Annotated in this window: 13 protein-coding genes; 9 read left to right on the forward strand and 4 right to left on the reverse strand. The window is 45.8% G+C overall.

Annotated elements, in window-relative coordinates; all coding sequences use genetic code 11:
- Positions 1-4 precede the first annotated feature (4 nt).
- The 3 genes from CWC29_RS08215 to CWC29_RS08225 form a co-directional block, all read right to left on the reverse strand.
- Entirely contained in the window at positions 5-1,162 is a 1,158-nt protein-coding gene (locus tag CWC29_RS08215; RefSeq protein ID WP_128725998.1) for an acyl-CoA dehydrogenase family protein, read from the reverse strand.
- A 107-nt stretch (positions 1,163-1,269) separates the two neighbouring features.
- On the reverse strand, positions 1,270-2,760 hold the full coding sequence (locus CWC29_RS08220; RefSeq protein ID WP_138523082.1) for a CoA-acylating methylmalonate-semialdehyde dehydrogenase: 1,491 nt from the start codon (positions 2,758-2,760) through the stop codon (positions 1,270-1,272).
- 96 nt (positions 2,761-2,856) lie between these two features.
- Positions 2,857-4,035, reverse strand: a complete 1,179-nt coding sequence (locus CWC29_RS08225; RefSeq protein WP_010378626.1) for a thiolase family protein — start codon at positions 4,033-4,035, stop codon at positions 2,857-2,859.
- A 315-nt stretch (positions 4,036-4,350) separates the two neighbouring features.
- On the opposite strand from CWC29_RS08225, the gene CWC29_RS08230 reads away from it, so the two are divergent.
- From CWC29_RS08230 to CWC29_RS08270, 9 genes are all read left to right on the forward strand, one after another.
- Positions 4,351-4,743, forward strand: a complete 393-nt coding sequence (locus tag CWC29_RS08230) for a MerR family transcriptional regulator (protein WP_010378624.1) — start codon at positions 4,351-4,353, stop codon at positions 4,741-4,743.
- Between the two features lie 24 nt (positions 4,744-4,767).
- Positions 4,768-5,943 (forward strand): isovaleryl-CoA dehydrogenase, encoded by a 1,176-nt coding sequence (locus CWC29_RS08235; RefSeq protein ID WP_138523084.1) that lies wholly within the window; start codon positions 4,768-4,770, stop codon positions 5,941-5,943.
- A 9-nt stretch (positions 5,944-5,952) separates the two neighbouring features.
- Positions 5,953-7,560, forward strand: coding sequence for a carboxyl transferase domain-containing protein (locus CWC29_RS08240; RefSeq protein ID WP_128725995.1), 1,608 nt, complete (start codon positions 5,953-5,955; stop codon positions 7,558-7,560).
- Positions 7,561-7,569: 9 nt separating this feature from the next.
- Positions 7,570-8,352 carry an enoyl-CoA hydratase-related protein gene (locus CWC29_RS08245; protein WP_138523086.1) on the forward strand — a complete coding sequence of 261 codons (783 nt, stop codon included), beginning with the start codon at positions 7,570-7,572 and terminating at the stop codon, positions 8,350-8,352.
- An 8-nt stretch (positions 8,353-8,360) separates the two neighbouring features.
- Positions 8,361-10,304 carry an acetyl-CoA carboxylase biotin carboxylase subunit gene (locus CWC29_RS08250; protein WP_138523088.1) on the forward strand — a complete coding sequence of 648 codons (1,944 nt, stop codon included), beginning with the start codon at positions 8,361-8,363 and terminating at the stop codon, positions 10,302-10,304.
- Positions 10,304-11,212, forward strand: a complete 909-nt coding sequence (locus CWC29_RS08255) for a hydroxymethylglutaryl-CoA lyase (RefSeq protein ID WP_138523090.1) — start codon at positions 10,304-10,306, stop codon at positions 11,210-11,212. The genes CWC29_RS08250 and CWC29_RS08255 overlap by 1 nt, the downstream gene beginning before the upstream one ends.
- A 27-nt stretch (positions 11,213-11,239) precedes the next feature.
- Positions 11,240-11,938 carry a CoA transferase subunit A gene (locus CWC29_RS08260; RefSeq protein WP_138523092.1) on the forward strand — a complete coding sequence of 233 codons (699 nt, stop codon included), beginning with the start codon at positions 11,240-11,242 and terminating at the stop codon, positions 11,936-11,938.
- Positions 11,939-11,947: 9 nt separating this feature from the next.
- The gene (locus CWC29_RS08265) at positions 11,948-12,613 is read left to right on the forward strand and encodes a CoA transferase subunit B (protein ID WP_010378611.1); all 666 of its coding nucleotides are present in this window, start codon (positions 11,948-11,950) and stop codon (positions 12,611-12,613) included.
- 717 nt (positions 12,614-13,330) lie between these two features.
- Positions 13,331-14,905 (forward strand): BCCT family transporter, encoded by a 1,575-nt coding sequence (locus CWC29_RS08270; protein ID WP_128725990.1) that lies wholly within the window; start codon positions 13,331-13,333, stop codon positions 14,903-14,905.
- A 61-nt stretch (positions 14,906-14,966) separates the two neighbouring features.
- Here CWC29_RS08270 and CWC29_RS08275 read toward each other — a convergent pair whose 3' ends face one another.
- Positions 14,967-15,668, reverse strand: a complete 702-nt coding sequence (locus CWC29_RS08275) for a 3'-5' exonuclease (RefSeq protein ID WP_209319040.1) — start codon at positions 15,666-15,668, stop codon at positions 14,967-14,969.
- Positions 15,669-15,670 lie beyond the last annotated feature (2 nt).

Here is a 15,670-nt window from a genome sequence, read left to right on the forward strand (position 1 = left end):
CTCCTTATAGGACGCTTGCCGCGCCTTCAGCTAAGATCCGACGTGCAATAATTACACGCATGATTTCGTTTGTACCTTCAAGGATCTGATGTACACGTACGTCACGTAGATGGCGCTCCAGTGGATACTCTTTGATATACCCGTAACCACCATGAATTTGCAGTGCATCATCACACACCTTAGTACCTACATCAGTGGCAAAGCGCTTTGCCATAGCGCAATAAGTGGTCTTTTCTGGGTCGTTGCTATCCAGTTTAAATGCCGCAAGTCGAACCATTTGGCGCGCAGCCACAAGTTCTGTATTCATATCTGCAATTTTAAATTGAAGTGCTTGGAACGCCGCTAAAGGTTTGCCAAACTGAGAACGCTCTTGCATATACTGCTTGGCGGTATTGAGCGCCTGCTGAGCTGTACCAATCGAGCAAGTTGCAATATTAATACGACCACCATCAAGGCCTTGCATCGCAAATTTGAAGCCTTCTCCTTCTTGGCCTAGCAGGTTTGCGGCTGGGATACGAACATTTTCAAGCGTGATAAGGCGCGTAGGTTGAGCGTTCCACCCCATTTTTTCTTCTGCTTTGCCATAAATAACGCCGTCAGCATCGGCAGGTACAACAAATGCCGAAATACCTTTTGGACCGTCTTCACCGGTTCTTGCCATTACCACCAATACGTCGGTTTCACCGGCCCCTGAGATAAACATCTTAGAGCCAGACAAAACGTACTCGTCGCCTTCTTTTATTGCTTTTGTTTTCAGCGATGCAGCATCAGAGCCAGAGCCTGGCTCAGTTAGACAGTAAGAAGCCAGTAGCTCACCTGTTACTAACTGATCCATATATTTTGCTTTGGTTTCTTCCGTTGCAAAGCTCGCTATCATCCACGTTGCCATGTTATGAATAGTCAACATGGCGGTTGTTGCTGTACAACCCATAGAAAGTTGCTCAAAAATAATACTTGAGTCAAGGCGAGATAAACCCAGACCACCTGCCTCTTCTGGCGTATATAGACCGCAAAAGCCAAGCTCACCTGCTTTTTGAATTACGTCTTTTGGAAAAATGTGCTCTTGATCCCATTTTGCAGCATGTGGAGCAAGCTCGCTCATTGCAAATTGGTGCGCCATATCGGCAAATGCTTGTTGATCTTCGTTTAGGTTAAAGTCCACGCTAGACCTCTCTTGCTGTTCTGACACCCTGAATGTGTGTCTGTAATTCTTATCGTTTTGGTAAAAAATAGCGTGCTCCCCCTGCAGAGCACACTATGCAATATGAGTTATCTAAGGTTGATACTCATATTTGGACCACTGACAGCCTCATCGTCAAACCAGCGTGAGGTAATTGTTTTGGTTTCTGTATAGAAACGCACGCCTTGCTTACCATAGGTATGTTGGTCGCCGTAGAATGAGTTCTTCCAACCGGTAAATGAGAAGAACGGCAAAGGCACTGGAATAGGAATATTAATCCCTACCTGACCCACTTCGATTTCACGCTGGAACTTGCGTGCTGCGCCACCGCTTGCGGTGAATAATGAGGTGCCGTTACCGTATGGGTTGTTATTAATAAGCGTAATTGCTTCATCTAAACTATCGACAAATACACAACAAAGGACTGGGCCAAAGATTTCTTCTTTGTAGATATCCATGTCAGTTGTGACGTTTGAAAACAGCGTTGGACCTACCCAGTTACCATTTTCATAACCCTCAACGGTAAACTCAGAGCCATCTAGCAAACACGTTGCGCCTTGCTGCTTACCACTGTCAATCAGCGATAGAATACGCGCTTTAGCTTGCGGCGTCGTTTGCGGACCATAAGCAGCTTCTGGGTCATCCCACACGCCAGGACGAACCTTCGCCATAGCGTCTTTTAGTTCATCGACCCACTGTTGTGATTGGCCAACAAACACGGCAACTGAGATCCCCATACAGCGCTGACCACCCGCGCCGACCGAAGAGCCAACCAGGTTATTTATCACTTGTTCTTTTTTCGCATCTGGCATGATAACCATGTGGTTTTTTGCACCAACACACGCTTGAACGCGTTTGAGATTTTGCGTACCTTTGCTGTAAATGTACTGACCAACACCACAAGAACCCACGAAAGAAATCGCGCGAATTTCCGGCGCTTCAAGGATTTGGTCGACCTGACCCTTACTACCGTGTACTACCTGTAGTACGCCTTTTGGCGCACCGGCTTCTTCAAACAGTTCAACCAAGCGCATTGGCGTTAGTGGATCTTGCTCTGATGGCTTAAGTACAAAGGTGTTACCGCATACAATTGCCATTGGGAACATCCACAGTGGGATCATCGCTGGGAAGTTAAATGGCGTAATACCCGCACAAACGCCTAGCGGTTGGGTATATGAATAGGTGTCGATATTTCGGGCAACGTTTTCTACCGTCTCGCCCATCATCATTGAAGGGGCATTACATGCTTGCTCAACCACTTCAATACCACGCCATACATCACCTTTCGCATCTTCAAAAGTTTTACCTAGTTCATGGCAAATGATGGTTGCGATTTCTTCTTGATGCTCTTTAAGAAGCGCTGCATAACGCATCATAATTCGCGCACGCTCAGTTACCGGAACATTACGCCACGTTTTAAATGCTTCTTGAGCTGAATGAATTGCAGCCTGAACTTCTTCGTTAGTAGCACAAGGTACTTTTGCTAATACTTCTTGATTAGCCGGATTAACAACGTCTAACCATTTGTCAGACTGAGACTGTGAAAATTCACCGTTGATGTATAAAGGTACTTGGTGCATGAAGCACTCCTCCCCATAAAACGAGTTTATGCGCTGCGTGAATGATTAGAATTATGGAAAACGCAGCGCCCCTTGAACGAAATAAATTGCAGTAACTTACACTTCTACCGCGAGTGCTACAGCTTCACCACCACCGATACATAGTGACGCAACGCCTTTTGATAAGCCGCGGTTTTTTAGTGCATGTATGAGTGTAACTAGGATGCGAGCACCGCTTGCACCGATTGGGTGACCTAGTGCACAAGCACCACCGTTGACGTTGACTTTGTTGCTATCTAACTGCATTTCGTTGATAGCCAACATAGTCACCATCGCAAACGCTTCGTTGATTTCCCAAAGATCAACATCTGCTGTCGACCAACCTGCTTTTTCAAGCAGCTTATTCATCGCACCGACTGGTGCCACGGTAAATTCAGCAGGCGCTTGTGAGTGAGTTGCATGGGCAACAATCTTACAAAGTGGTGTCAAACCGTGCTTTTTCGCTTCTGATTCACTCATTAAAATCAGCGCTGCTGCACCGTCAGAAATAGACGAGGAGTTGGCGGCTGTGATAGTACCGTCTTTTTTAAATGCTGGACGAAGTGATGGAATTTTGTCTGGACGCGCGTTACCAGGTTGCTCGTCAGTATTAACCTCAACATCGCCCTTACGTGTACTCATTACATGAGGGGCAATTTCATTGCCAAAGCTGCCATTTTCGATTGCGGCGTTTGCTTTACTTAGTGAGCCAAGTGCAAATTCATCCATGTGCTCGCGAGTAATGCCATATTCATCGGCAGTAGCCTGTGCGAAGCAACCCATCGCTTTGTTGTCATAAGCATCTTCTAAACCATCAGCCATCATATGGTCTTTGATTTCGCCATGACCCATGCGCATTCCGCCACGGGCTTTTGGAATAAAGTAAGGTGAGTTAGTCATGCTTTCCATGCCGCCAGCGATAGCAGAATTAATGCTACCTGAGCGGATGAGATCATGCGCGAACATCGCTGCTTTTAGACCCGAGCCGCACACCTTGTTAATTGTCGTCGCTCCCGTCGAGCGTGCAAGCCCCGCGTGTAGCATCGCTTGACGCGCTGGCGCTTGACCAAGGCCTGCAGGTAAGACACAGCCCATGATAACTTCGTCTATACTCGCGTCACTAAGACCTGTTTCATTCATTACTGCTTTAATTGCAGTCGCACCTAAGTCTGTCGCGGTTGCGTCAGATAGGCTTCCCATAAAGCCACCCATTGGTGTACGCTTAGCAGCGACGATGACAACAGCTTCGTTACTCATTGCAAAACTCCTGTTTACAAGCCAATCTTGGACTTGTTAAAAATTAACTCTGTATTCGAGCATACATAATATTTACGTTTACGCCAACGTAAATCTAAAATCAAGCCAAACGAGATCAGTGAAAGTGTAAAGCTAACTTGCACAAATTTGTTTCCAAGGCTTATTTTCTCTAGCTGTAATGAAGATTTGATGACAATTCGAACGGACAGAATATTCCTTTTATAAGACTAAAGAAGGATCTGCTATTCTTACTTTACCTTTACGTAAACTTCACTTATATTGGTCTAATCAGTGACGTTGTAAGTGTAAATAAAAATGCAAGAAATTAATGAACCTACCTATTCAATCAGCGAGTTAGCTAAAGAATTTGATATTACTACTCGCAGTATTCGTTTTTACGAAGACCAAGGACTCCTTTCTCCTAGGCGTCAAGGACAAACGCGTATTTACTCAAAACGTGACAAAGTTCGATTAAAACTGATCCTTCGCGGAAAACGTCTTGGTTTTACACTTGCTGAAACTGGCCGACTATTTGAGCTTTACGACGCCGACAAATCAAGCGAAAAGCAACTTAAAACCATGTTGCAACTCATTGAAGAGAAAAAAGCCGATTTAAGCCAACAAATGGACGACATTAAAGTTGTCTTAATGGAACTAGTGACGGCTGAGCGCCGTTGTCGCGACACCCTACACGAGCTCGAAAAATAAACTCTCACAACAGGATGAATACCGATGAGCACAGTATCTTTATATAAAGAATTAAACTTTGGACTAGGCGAAACAGCAGACATGATCCGTGATCATGTGAATAGCTTTGCGACCAGTGAAATTGCCCCACTGGCTGAAAAAACAGATCAAGAAAATGCATTTCCAAACGAAATGTGGCCAAAGTTTGGCGAAATGGGCCTACTTGGGATCACCGTTGCTGAAGAATTTGGCGGCTCAAACATGGGTTATCTTGAACACGTTATTGCAATGGAAGAGATAAGCCGTGCGAGTGCATCAATTGGCTTAAGCTACGGCGCGCATTCAAACCTATGTGTGAACCAAATTAACCGTAACGGCAACCAAGCCCAAAAAGAAAAGTATCTACCAAAACTTATCAGCGGTGAACACATCGGTGCGCTAGCGATGAGTGAGCCCAATGCTGGCTCTGACGTGGTTTCAATGAAACTGCGTGCTGAAAAGCAAGGTGACAAGTTCATCCTAAACGGTAATAAAATGTGGATCACCAACGGTCCAGATGCCGACGTTTTTGTGATTTACGCAAAAACCGATATCAATGCAGGCCCTCGCGGGATCACCGCCTTTATCGTCGAAAAAATCTTCCCTGGTTTTTCAACGGCACAAAAGCTAGACAAACTTGGAATGCGTGGTTCAAACACCTGTGAGCTGGTATTCGAAAACTGCGAAGTACCTGCAGAAAACATCCTTGGCGAATACAATGAAGGCGTTAAGGTACTCATGAGTGGCCTAGACTACGAGCGTGTGGTATTGGCAGGCGGTCCGCTTGGTATTATGCAGGCTTGTATGGATGTGGTAGTACCTTATATTCACGAGCGTAAACAATTTAACCAATCTATCGGTGAATTCCAGCTGGTGCAGGGCAAAGTTGCTGACATGTACACGCAAATGAACGCCGCACGCTCATACGTTTATACCGTGGCGAAAGCCTGTGACCGTGGCGAAACCACACGTAAAGATGCTGCTGGAGCGATTTTATATGCCGCAGAACTTGCAACCAAACTTGCACTTGATGCCATTCAGCTACTAGGCGGAAACGGTTATATCAATGAATATCCTACAGGTCGACTACTTCGCGATGCCAAGCTGTATGAAATTGGCGCTGGTACGTCGGAGATCCGCCGTATGCTTATCGGACGTGAGCTATTCAACGAAAGTCGCTAGGAGTGCTACATGACGGTACTAAATTCTGCGGTTAATCCGCATGATCCCCAGTTTAAGGCAAACAGCGATGCGATGGCATCGCTGGTTGCTGATCTTAAAGATAAAGTCGCCACACTAAGCCAAGGTGGTGGTGAAGCGCTCATCGCTCGTCACCAAAGTCGCGGTAAATTATTTGTACGTGACCGAATTGAAAGCTTGCTTGACGAGGGCTCGCCGTTTTTAGAAATTGGCCAATTCGCCGCGTTTGGGGTTTACGAGCAAGATATTCCTTGTGCTGGTGTAGTCGCCGGGATCGGACGCGTTAAAGGCGTTGAATGCATGATTGTGGCAAATGATGCGACGGTAAAAGGGGGAACCTATTTCCCTATTACTGTAAAAAAACACCTAAGAGCGCAAGAAATCGCTGAGCGCTGCCATCTTCCTTGCATCTATTTGGTGGATTCTGGCGGTGCAAACTTGCCAGAGCAAGATGAAGTGTTCCCAGATAAATTGCATTTTGGTCGGATTTTCTACAATCAAGCTCGTATGTCTGCAAAGGGGATCCCACAAATAGCTGTGGTCATGGGGTTATGCACCGCCGGTGGCGCATATGTACCAGCGATGGCTGATGAAAGTATTATCGTCAAAGAACAAGGCACCATTTTCTTGGCAGGGCCACCGCTTGTTAAAGCGGCCACGGGTGAAGAAGTGAGTGCAGAAGACTTAGGCGGCGCAGATGTTCACTGTAAAGTCTCAGGTGTAGCCGATCACTATGCAGAAAATGACGAGCATGCGCTTTCTATCGCAAGACAGTGCGTGTCACGCCTTAACCATCAGCGCCCTACTCGCCCACTCCTTCAAGATGCCAAACCACCACGGTATGACATCAGTGAGGTGTATGGCATTGTCGGTACGGATCTGAAAAAGCCATTTGATGTGCGCGAAGTCATTGCCCGTATCGTGGACGATTCTCAGTTTGATGAATTTAAACGCTACTTCGGCGAAACGCTCGTGACTGGTTTTGCTGAAATTTATGGTCACCCTGTAGGGATCGTAGCAAACAACGGTATTCTCTTTTCCGAATCCGCGCAAAAAGGCGCACACTTTATTCAACTCTGTGCACAGCGTAATATTCCGCTGCTGTTTTTGCAGAATATTACTGGATTTATGGTTGGCCAAAAATACGAAGCGGAAGGTATCGCCAAGCACGGTGCAAAAATGGTAACAGCCGTTTCCTGTGCTGATGTGCCTAAGTTTACAGTATTGATTGGCGGCTCATATGGTGCTGGTAACTATGGCATGTGTGGTAGAGCCTACGAGCCAACCATGATGTGGATGTGGCCAAACGCACGGATCTCCGTAATGGGTGGTGAGCAAGCTGCGGGCGTATTAACGCAGGTTAAACAAGATGGTTTAGCACGTAAGGGCCTTAGCATGAGCGATGCCGAAGTGAGTGAATTTAAAAAACCAATCATCGAGCAGTATGAAAAGCAAGGACATCCATACTATGCCAGCGCAAGGCTTTGGGACGATGGCGTTATCGACCCTGCGGATACGCGCACAGTACTTGGTCTTGCCTTAGAGGCTGCGAGCAATGCGCCGCAAAAAGAGTCTAAATTTGGCGTCTTCAGAATGTAAGGAGCACTTATGCCTGTCACTTTAAATATAACAAAAAGCAAAGTGGCGATTTTAGAGCTAAGTCGCCCAGAAAAACATAATGCCTTCAATGCGGAGGTGATTGCCGATCTCATCAAGAATATCGAATATGCCAGCGGCCTTGATGTCAGAGCGCTGGTATTAAAAACCGAAGGTAAACACTTTTCAGCGGGGGCTGATCTGGCGTGGATGAAATCCATGGCAGACAACGACTATGACGAAAACGTCGCTGATTCTTTAGAACTTGCTAAATTAATGCAAGTGCTGGCCACTTGCCCTCACCCAACGCTGTGTTTGGTGCAAGGCGCTGCTTTTGGCGGTGCGCTTGGGTTAATCGCCTGTTGTGATATCGCCATTGCAGAGCACAACTCTAAATTTTGTTTAAGTGAAGTCAAGCTTGGTCTTATTCCGGCTGTGATTAGTCCTTATGTCATTAAAGCCATCGGGGAGCGCCAAGCGCGACGCTATTTTTTAACAGCCGAAGTATTCGATGGTGAAAAGGCGCTAGAAATGGGTTTAATTCACGAATTGAGCGATGATTTAGCAAAAAGCGAAGCGGGTTTTCTCGGTACCTTGCTTAACAATGGCCCTGCTGCTGTGAAAAGTGCCAAAGCACTGATCAGCGAAGTTGCTGGTAAAGAGATAAATGAAGCGTTGATCGCCCATACCGCAAAGCGTATCGCTGAAATTAGAGTAAGTGACGAAGGCCAAGAAGGTCTTAGCGCCTTTTTCGATAAACGAGCACCACGCTGGCAAACCGCCGCAAGCGAATAGGAGTCAACATGCTAACTAAAATTCTAGTCGCAAACCGTGGTGAAATTGCCTGCCGCGTGATGCGCACCGCAAAGAAATTAGGCCTAACCACAGTGTCAGTTTATTCTGATGCAGATGCCAATGCGATGCATGTGAAAACAGCTGACGAAGCCTATCATATCGGTCCGGCACCAAGTAAAGAGTCTTATTTGGTTGCGGACAGAATTCTTGAGGTCGCCAAAGCGGCGGGCGTCGATTGCATCCACCCAGGTTATGGTTTTTTGTCTGAAAATGAAGTATTCGCAAAAGCGTGCGAAGCGTCAAACATTGCGTTTATTGGTCCGCTGGCAAGCTCTATTGAAGCGATGGGTTCTAAGACCCGAGCCAAGGAAATCATGCATGACGCTAATGTGCCTCTAGTTCCTGGGTATTATGGTGACAAACAAGAAGATGACTTCTTGCAAGCCGAAGCTGAAAAAATCGGCTTTCCAGTACTTATCAAAGCCGCTTACGGCGGTGGTGGTAAAGGCATGCGGGTAGTACGAGAAAGCAGCGAGTTTTTATCGGCACTACATGGCGCTAAACGTGAAGCTGCAGCGAGTTTTGGCAATGATTTAGTACTGCTTGAGCGTTTTGTTGATAAGCCTCGTCACGTTGAAGTACAAGTTTTTGCCGATAGTCACGGTAACTGTGTTTACCTCGGCGATAGAGACTGTTCACTACAGCGTCGTCACCAAAAAGTGATTGAAGAAGCGCCCGCGCCTGGTTTGAGTGATGCTATGCGCAAAGCCATGGGTGAAGCAGCAGTACGCTGCGCGCAGGCTATTAATTATCGCGGCGCAGGTACAGTGGAGTTCTTATTATGTGGCGACGAGTTCTTTTTTATGGAGATGAATACTCGCCTGCAAGTAGAGCACCCAGTGACAGAAATGGTGACTGGCCTCGATTTAGTCGAGTGGCAACTGATGGTTGCTGCGGGTGAACCGCTACCGCTTACTCAACAGCAGGTTTCGTTGTCTGGTCATAGTTTTGAAGCGCGCATTTACGCAGAAGACCCTGAAGAGAACTTTATGCCGTTTTCTGGTGTACTTTCACACCTTAGCTTTCCTGAAGCCAAAGATGGCGTAAGAATTGACACTGGCGTGCAGCAAGGCGATGAGATCAGTCCATTTTACGACCCTATGATCGCAAAGCTTATTGTTCATGGCAAAAATCGTGAACAAGCGTTACTCAAATTGAGATCGAGTTTAGAGCAAGTACATCTGTGTGGTTTAAAATCCAATATTGCATTTTTGCATCACTTAGCAGGCCACCCTACTTTTACAGCAGGTGCGCCTGATACCCACTTTATCGACACGCAAACTGAGGTACTAACTCAATCGAATACGCCGCTGGATAAAATGGTGTTATTAGCAAGTGCGGCCTATCTTAGCCACCAACAACCATGTAAAAACACGGTATGGGGAAACTTAGGCTTTAGGCTTAACCAAACCGCGAAAGTGGATTTACCATTTGCAGATCATGTCGCCTGTGCCTATCAATCTCAAGGTGGTTGGAAGGTTTCGTTTAACGAGCAAATCCACCAAATTGAATGTGAATTAAATGGACACCAGTTAACAGTGGTGATTGATGGTGCACGATTACAGGCCAGCGCCATTGTGACCGAAACCGCGATCACTATTATGCATGGCCCGTATCAACATACCGTTGAACTCAAGTCAAAGCATTACATTAGCGATCATGAGCACGAAGCCGCACCGCTGGCAGCGCCATTGAACGGCACCGTGGTTAAGCATTTGTTAGCCGTCGGTACTCAAGTCAATAAAGGCGATGCCGTTGTGATAATCGAAGCCATGAAGATGGAATATACGCTCAATGCACCATTTGATGGCACGCTCACTTCATACTGCTTTGCAGAAGGCGAGCTGGTCAGTCATGGCGATATGCTGGCGATTGTTGAGGAGCAAGACTAATGTCTCAGTATCCGGCTAAGGTCAAAATTGTAGAAGTTGGCGCACGGGACGGCTTACAAAATGAGGCCAGTGTTGCCACAGAAGCTAAAATCTCGCTGGTTAACGCATTAAAAGACGCTGGCCTCAAGCACATAGAAGCAGGCGCGTTTGTGTCGCCCAAATGGGTGCCACAAATGGCCGATTCTGCTGCGGTGATCCAAGGCTTTGAGCGTAGTGAAGGCGTTGAAATAAGCGCCCTAACGCCAAACCTTAAAGGCGCAGAGCTTGCACTAGGAAATCAGGTCGACGAATTTGCCATTTTTACTGCCGCCAGTGAGGCATTTACGCAAAAAAACATCAACTGCACGATTGAACAAAGTATTGAACGCTTTCGTCCCGTTGTTGAAATTGCACAAAAAAACAACATAAAAGTAAGAGGTTATGTTAGCTGCGTGGTTGGTTGCCCATATCAAGGTGAAGTACAACCAGAGCAAGTTTTAGCGGTATGTAAACAATTGTTGTCACTTGGTTGTTATGAAATCAGCCTAGGCGACACCATAGGTGTTGGTACGCCTAAAAAAGTCCAGCAGCTGCTCACCTTGTTATTGCAACATATCCCTGCTGATAAGCTTGCGGTGCATTTCCATGATACCTACGGACAAGCATTAACGAATATTCACACGGCCCTGCAAATGGGGATCGCAACTGTTGATAGCGCCGTTGCAGGTCTCGGTGGTTGCCCCTACGCCAAAGGCGCGTCAGGAAATGTTGCCACTGAGGATGTAGTTTACTTACTGCAAGGGCTTGGCATTGAGTGTGGAATTGATTTAGAAAGGCTAGCAAAAGCAGGATGGGCAATTTGTGATGCGCTAGGCAAGACACCAAGCAGTAAAGTGTCGTTAGCACTCAAGCAAACTTGTCAATCTTAAAACAATAACATTATTAGGAGTGGGCTTATGGCCGGTTTCGATAAAGTCGTATCAAGCTACAGCGAAGCGATGACAGGTCTTAAAGACGGCGATACCATCATCGCAGGTGGCTTTGGTTTGTGTGGTATTCCAGAAGGCTTAATTGCAGAAATTAAGCGCCTGCAAACAAAAGAGCTTACCGTGGTTTCAAACAACTGTGGGGTCGACGACTTTGGTTTAGGTATTTTGCTTAAAGATCGTCAAATTAAGAAGATCATCGCCTCTTATGTTGGTGAAAATGCGCTGTTTGAACAGCAACTTCTCGATGGCATTATTGACGTTGAATTAACACCACAAGGTACGCTTGCAGAGAAGATGCGCGCTGGTGGTGCTGGGATCCCAGCTTTTTACACAGCAACAGGGTACGGTACTCCCGTTGCTGAAGGTAAAGAAGTAAAAGAATTTGATGGCCGACCATATATTTTGGAAGAGTCAATTACTGGTGAATTTGCCATTGTTAAGGCTTGGAAAGCAGATCGCTATGGCAACTTGGTGTTCCGCCATACTGCAATGAACTTTAACCCAATGGCGGCGACAGCCGGAAAAATCACCGTAGCGGAAGTTGAAGAAATCGTAGAACCGGGTGAACTTGAGCCGAGTCAAATCCACACCCCAGGTATTTATGTCAATCGCGTGATCAAAGGTGACTTTGAAAAACGTATTGAACGTGTCACAACGCGCAAATAGGAGGCAATCATGGGTTTAAATCGTGAACAAATTGCGATGCGCGTGGCGCAAGAGCTTGAAGACGGTTACTACGTAAATTTAGGCATAGGTATTCCAACCTTAGTAGCTAACTACGTGCCAAAAGGCATCGAAGTGATGCTGCAATCGGAAAATGGCTTGTTAGGTATGGGTCCCTACCCAACCGAAGACCAAGTTGACGCCGATATGATCAACGCGGGTAAAGAAACCGTGACAGCAGCAACAGGTGCAGCAATTTTTAATAGTGCGGAAAGCTTTGCCATGATCCGTGGTGGTCATGTAGACTTAACGGTACTAGGTGCATTTGAAGTTGATCAGCAAGGCAATATCGCGTCTTGGATGATCCCGAAAAAATTAATCAAAGGCATGGGTGGTGCAATGGACTTAGTTGCTGGTGCACGCAACATCATAGTGACCATGACCCATGCTAGCAAACACGGTGATTCTAAATTGCTTGAATCATGCACATTGCCGCTAACCGGCGTAAATTGTGTAAAGAAAATCGTAACCGATTTAGCTGTGTTAGAAGTAAAAGACGGCGCATTCCATTTGCTAGAACGCGCCCCGGGTGTTAGTGTTGATGAAATAATCAGCAAAACTGCGGGCAAGCTTATCGTCGACGGTGAGATCCCTGAAATGCAGTTTGAGGCATCGTAAGACACACCCTAACTTACAAATGTACCGACCTCATTCCCAGTGCCAAAGGCGCTGAGTTACCCAAAACCCCTCGCAAGAGGGGTTTTTTTCACATGCCATCAAAGAAAAACTTGCCACTTTACATCACTCTATATGTCTAGTTGATGAATGTGATGATTTTTAAATAAAAAATTCAGTAGCCATTTACTTTTTAATCTCACCCCCTAAACTATTACAAATAGGTTTAGCTGGCATTGGATTTTCATATGCCAGTAAGACTTAAAATAAAAAGTTGCTGCTTTGAAGCATCGACTGAATATCAAGTTGATACAATATATTGATACCATAGCTGAGTAGCATAACGGTTCGGTTGGTTTATCTTAATTACAAGTATTGAGGCAGTATACTGTCGCTGTAACTAACATAAACCCATCATCGTATTTAGGTAGCCATACGCCTGATGTGATAAAAACACATAAGTCGAATGAATACGCTGAATAATCTAAACTAGACTAAGTAGTTTTTGTGACTTACTAATAACTACTTAAAGCAAATTGCTAGCATATTTTATGGCTGATAAAGCCATTCTAAACAGCTAATGATTAGCTTTAAAAGCCAGATTAAATTTTTCACTGTTGCATAGTTAGTTTATGTCGAATTGTTATCACCACTTGCCTAGCGATAAATTCAGTGTATCAGCTTGGTGTCGTATCACGATGAGAACAATAAGAGGATATCATGGGCAATCACCACGATAAGTACAGCATCGATAATACAGACTACACCGTTGGACAAGACAATGTTCAAAAGTGGGGGTTTGACGTACATAACCCGGTTTTTGGTGTGAGTGCGGGGTTAATACTGGCGTTTTTAGTCGCCGTGTTATTAGTTGATGCAAACACAGCTAAGACCACCTTAGACGGCATAAAGTGGGACATCATAGGTAACTTTGATGCTCTGTTTATGTGGTCTGGTAATTTCTTTGTCCTATTTTGTTTGGTGCTCGTTTTATCGCCTTACGGTAAAATTCGACTAGGTGGTGAAAATGCCAAACCAAGCTACACTCGGGCATCATGGCTGGCAATGCTATTTGCAGCGGGTATGGGTATAGGTCTGATGTTTTGGGGCGTTGCTGAGCCCGTCGCATATTACACAGGTTGGTATGAAACACCATTGAATGTTACCGCAAACACGCCTGAAGCGGCAGAGCTTGCAATGGGTGCCACCATGTACCATTGGGGGCTGCATCCTTGGGCTATTTACGCCGTTGTTGCGCTTTCACTAGCTTTCTTTGCCTACAATAAAGGCTTACCACTGTCGATACGCTCGATCTTTTATCCGATTTTGGGAGACAGAGCTTGGGGTTGGCCAGGCCATATCATCGATATTCTGGCCGTTCTTGCTACCTTGTTTGGTCTTGCGACATCACTTGGTTTAGGTGCACAACAAGCTGGTGCTGGGATCCAACATGTGTTTGGCATAGAAGCTGGCCTCGGTCTAGAAATTGCCGTAATAGCGGGAGTTACCGCTCTTGCGATTATTTCGGTCGTTCGCGGTATTGATGGTGGTGTAAAGCTGCTCAGTAACGTTAATATGTTAATTGCATTTGTATTATTACTGTTTGTTGGTATCGCAGGCTTTGCGATTGCCATGGGTAATATTCCAACAACTTTAATGGCTTACGTTGAAAACATTATTCCGCTGAGTAATCCTCATGGTCGTGACGACGAAGCATGGTTCCAAGGTTGGACCGTATTCTATTGGGCATGGTGGATATCTTGGTCACCGTTTGTTGGTATGTTTATCGCACGGGTTTCTGAGGGTCGCACCATACGCGAATTTATCACCGCAGTATTATTAATCCCGACATTGGTAACCGTGATCTGGATGTCAATCTACGGTGGCCTTGCTATCGATCAGGTAAAAAATGGCATTGGTGCTCTAGGAACTGATGGCTTGACTGAAGTGCCACTGGCAATGTTTCAAATGTTCGAAAACCTACCTATGAGTGATTTACTCTCGTTCACGGCGATTTTACTTGTACTAGTTTTCTTCATCACTTCGTCGGACTCTGGCTCTTTGGTTATCGATAGTATTACCGCTGGTGGTAAAATAGATGCCCCAGTACCACAACGTATATTCTGGGCGAGTATTGAGGGTGCTATTGCGGCAGCGCTACTGTGGATCGGCGGTAAAGAAGCGATTGAAGCGCTGCAAGCGGGCGCCATTTCAACAGGTTTACCGTTTACCTTTGTATTACTGTTGATGTGTGTAAGTTTGATCCTTGGGCTTAGAACAGAGCCTAAAAGCTAACGGTCGCTAATCTCATTACAGGCGGAGCTTGATGTATGCTCCGCCTTTTTGTTATTTAGGGTTAGCTCCACCAGCGCTTCACCATGTCTGATGGGCCTAAATAATATTGAGCTTGAGCTTGAAATAGCTCCGCTGTTGCTAACGCATCGGACAAGGCATGATGTGGCTGATAATAGGGAAGCCCATAACGCTTTCTGCAATCAGCCAAGCGTACTGAAGGAATAGGTTTTCGTTTGAGCTTATCAAGCCAGCTTCTGGCGTTGTTTATCGCTGACTTTTCAATTTCCATTGTATCAATCACTGGAAACTCAATCCCCTCACCCAATCTTGCTTTTAGCGCAGAATTAAAAAATGACTTTTCGACAAACTGATAGTGCACCACAATGACTTTACCATGCAACGAAGCAAACACTTCCTCAAGAATATCTTGAAGATCTGGCGCGCTTTCGACTTGTGAATGTGTGATGCGGTGCAGTACCACAGACTCCTCAGCCAGCGGACTGGTTGGCTTGACAAGCCAATGCTTCGCTTGAGCCAAGCGGATCCGTCGTAAATCAAATGGCACCACGCCAACACTCACAATATCATCGATGTTTGGGTCGAGCCCTGTCGTTTCAAAATCAAGGGCAACAAACTCGCACTGGCTCAATTGCTGGTAAGGATCTACCACTCCTTGCTGATAAAATGCTTGAATTCTTGGGTCTTGCGACGTTTTTGCCAAATGCTGAAAGCGATTTGGCCATGACATAATCTCGCCTTGCATGT

This window comes from Pseudoalteromonas galatheae (assembly GCF_005886105.2).
Classification (GTDB): domain Bacteria; phylum Pseudomonadota; class Gammaproteobacteria; order Enterobacterales; family Alteromonadaceae; genus Pseudoalteromonas; species Pseudoalteromonas galatheae.

Bases quoted from the DNA above. Each gene is read 5' to 3' on its own strand.
- CWC29_RS08220 (WP_138523082.1), bottom strand. From the start codon at position 2,760: ATGCACCAAGTACCTTTATACATCAACGGTGAATTTTCACAGTCTCAG.
- CWC29_RS08225 (WP_010378626.1), bottom strand. From the start codon at position 4,035: ATGAGTAACGAAGCTGTTGTCATCGTCGCTGCTAAGCGTACACCAATG.
- CWC29_RS08230 (WP_010378624.1), top strand. From the start codon at position 4,351: ATGCAAGAAATTAATGAACCTACCTATTCAATCAGCGAGTTAGCTAAA.
- CWC29_RS08235 (WP_138523084.1), top strand. From the start codon at position 4,768: ATGAGCACAGTATCTTTATATAAAGAATTAAACTTTGGACTAGGCGAA.
- CWC29_RS08240 (WP_128725995.1), top strand. From the start codon at position 5,953: ATGACGGTACTAAATTCTGCGGTTAATCCGCATGATCCCCAGTTTAAG.
- CWC29_RS08245 (WP_138523086.1), top strand. From the start codon at position 7,570: ATGCCTGTCACTTTAAATATAACAAAAAGCAAAGTGGCGATTTTAGAG.
- CWC29_RS08250 (WP_138523088.1), top strand. From the start codon at position 8,361: ATGCTAACTAAAATTCTAGTCGCAAACCGTGGTGAAATTGCCTGCCGC.
- CWC29_RS08255 (WP_138523090.1), top strand. From the start codon at position 10,304: ATGTCTCAGTATCCGGCTAAGGTCAAAATTGTAGAAGTTGGCGCACGG.
- CWC29_RS08260 (WP_138523092.1), top strand. From the start codon at position 11,240: ATGGCCGGTTTCGATAAAGTCGTATCAAGCTACAGCGAAGCGATGACA.
- CWC29_RS08265 (WP_010378611.1), top strand. From the start codon at position 11,948: ATGGGTTTAAATCGTGAACAAATTGCGATGCGCGTGGCGCAAGAGCTT.
- CWC29_RS08270 (WP_128725990.1), top strand. From the start codon at position 13,331: ATGGGCAATCACCACGATAAGTACAGCATCGATAATACAGACTACACC.
- CWC29_RS08275 (WP_209319040.1), bottom strand. From the start codon at position 15,668: ATGCAAGGCGAGATTATGTCATGGCCAAATCGCTTTCAGCATTTGGCA.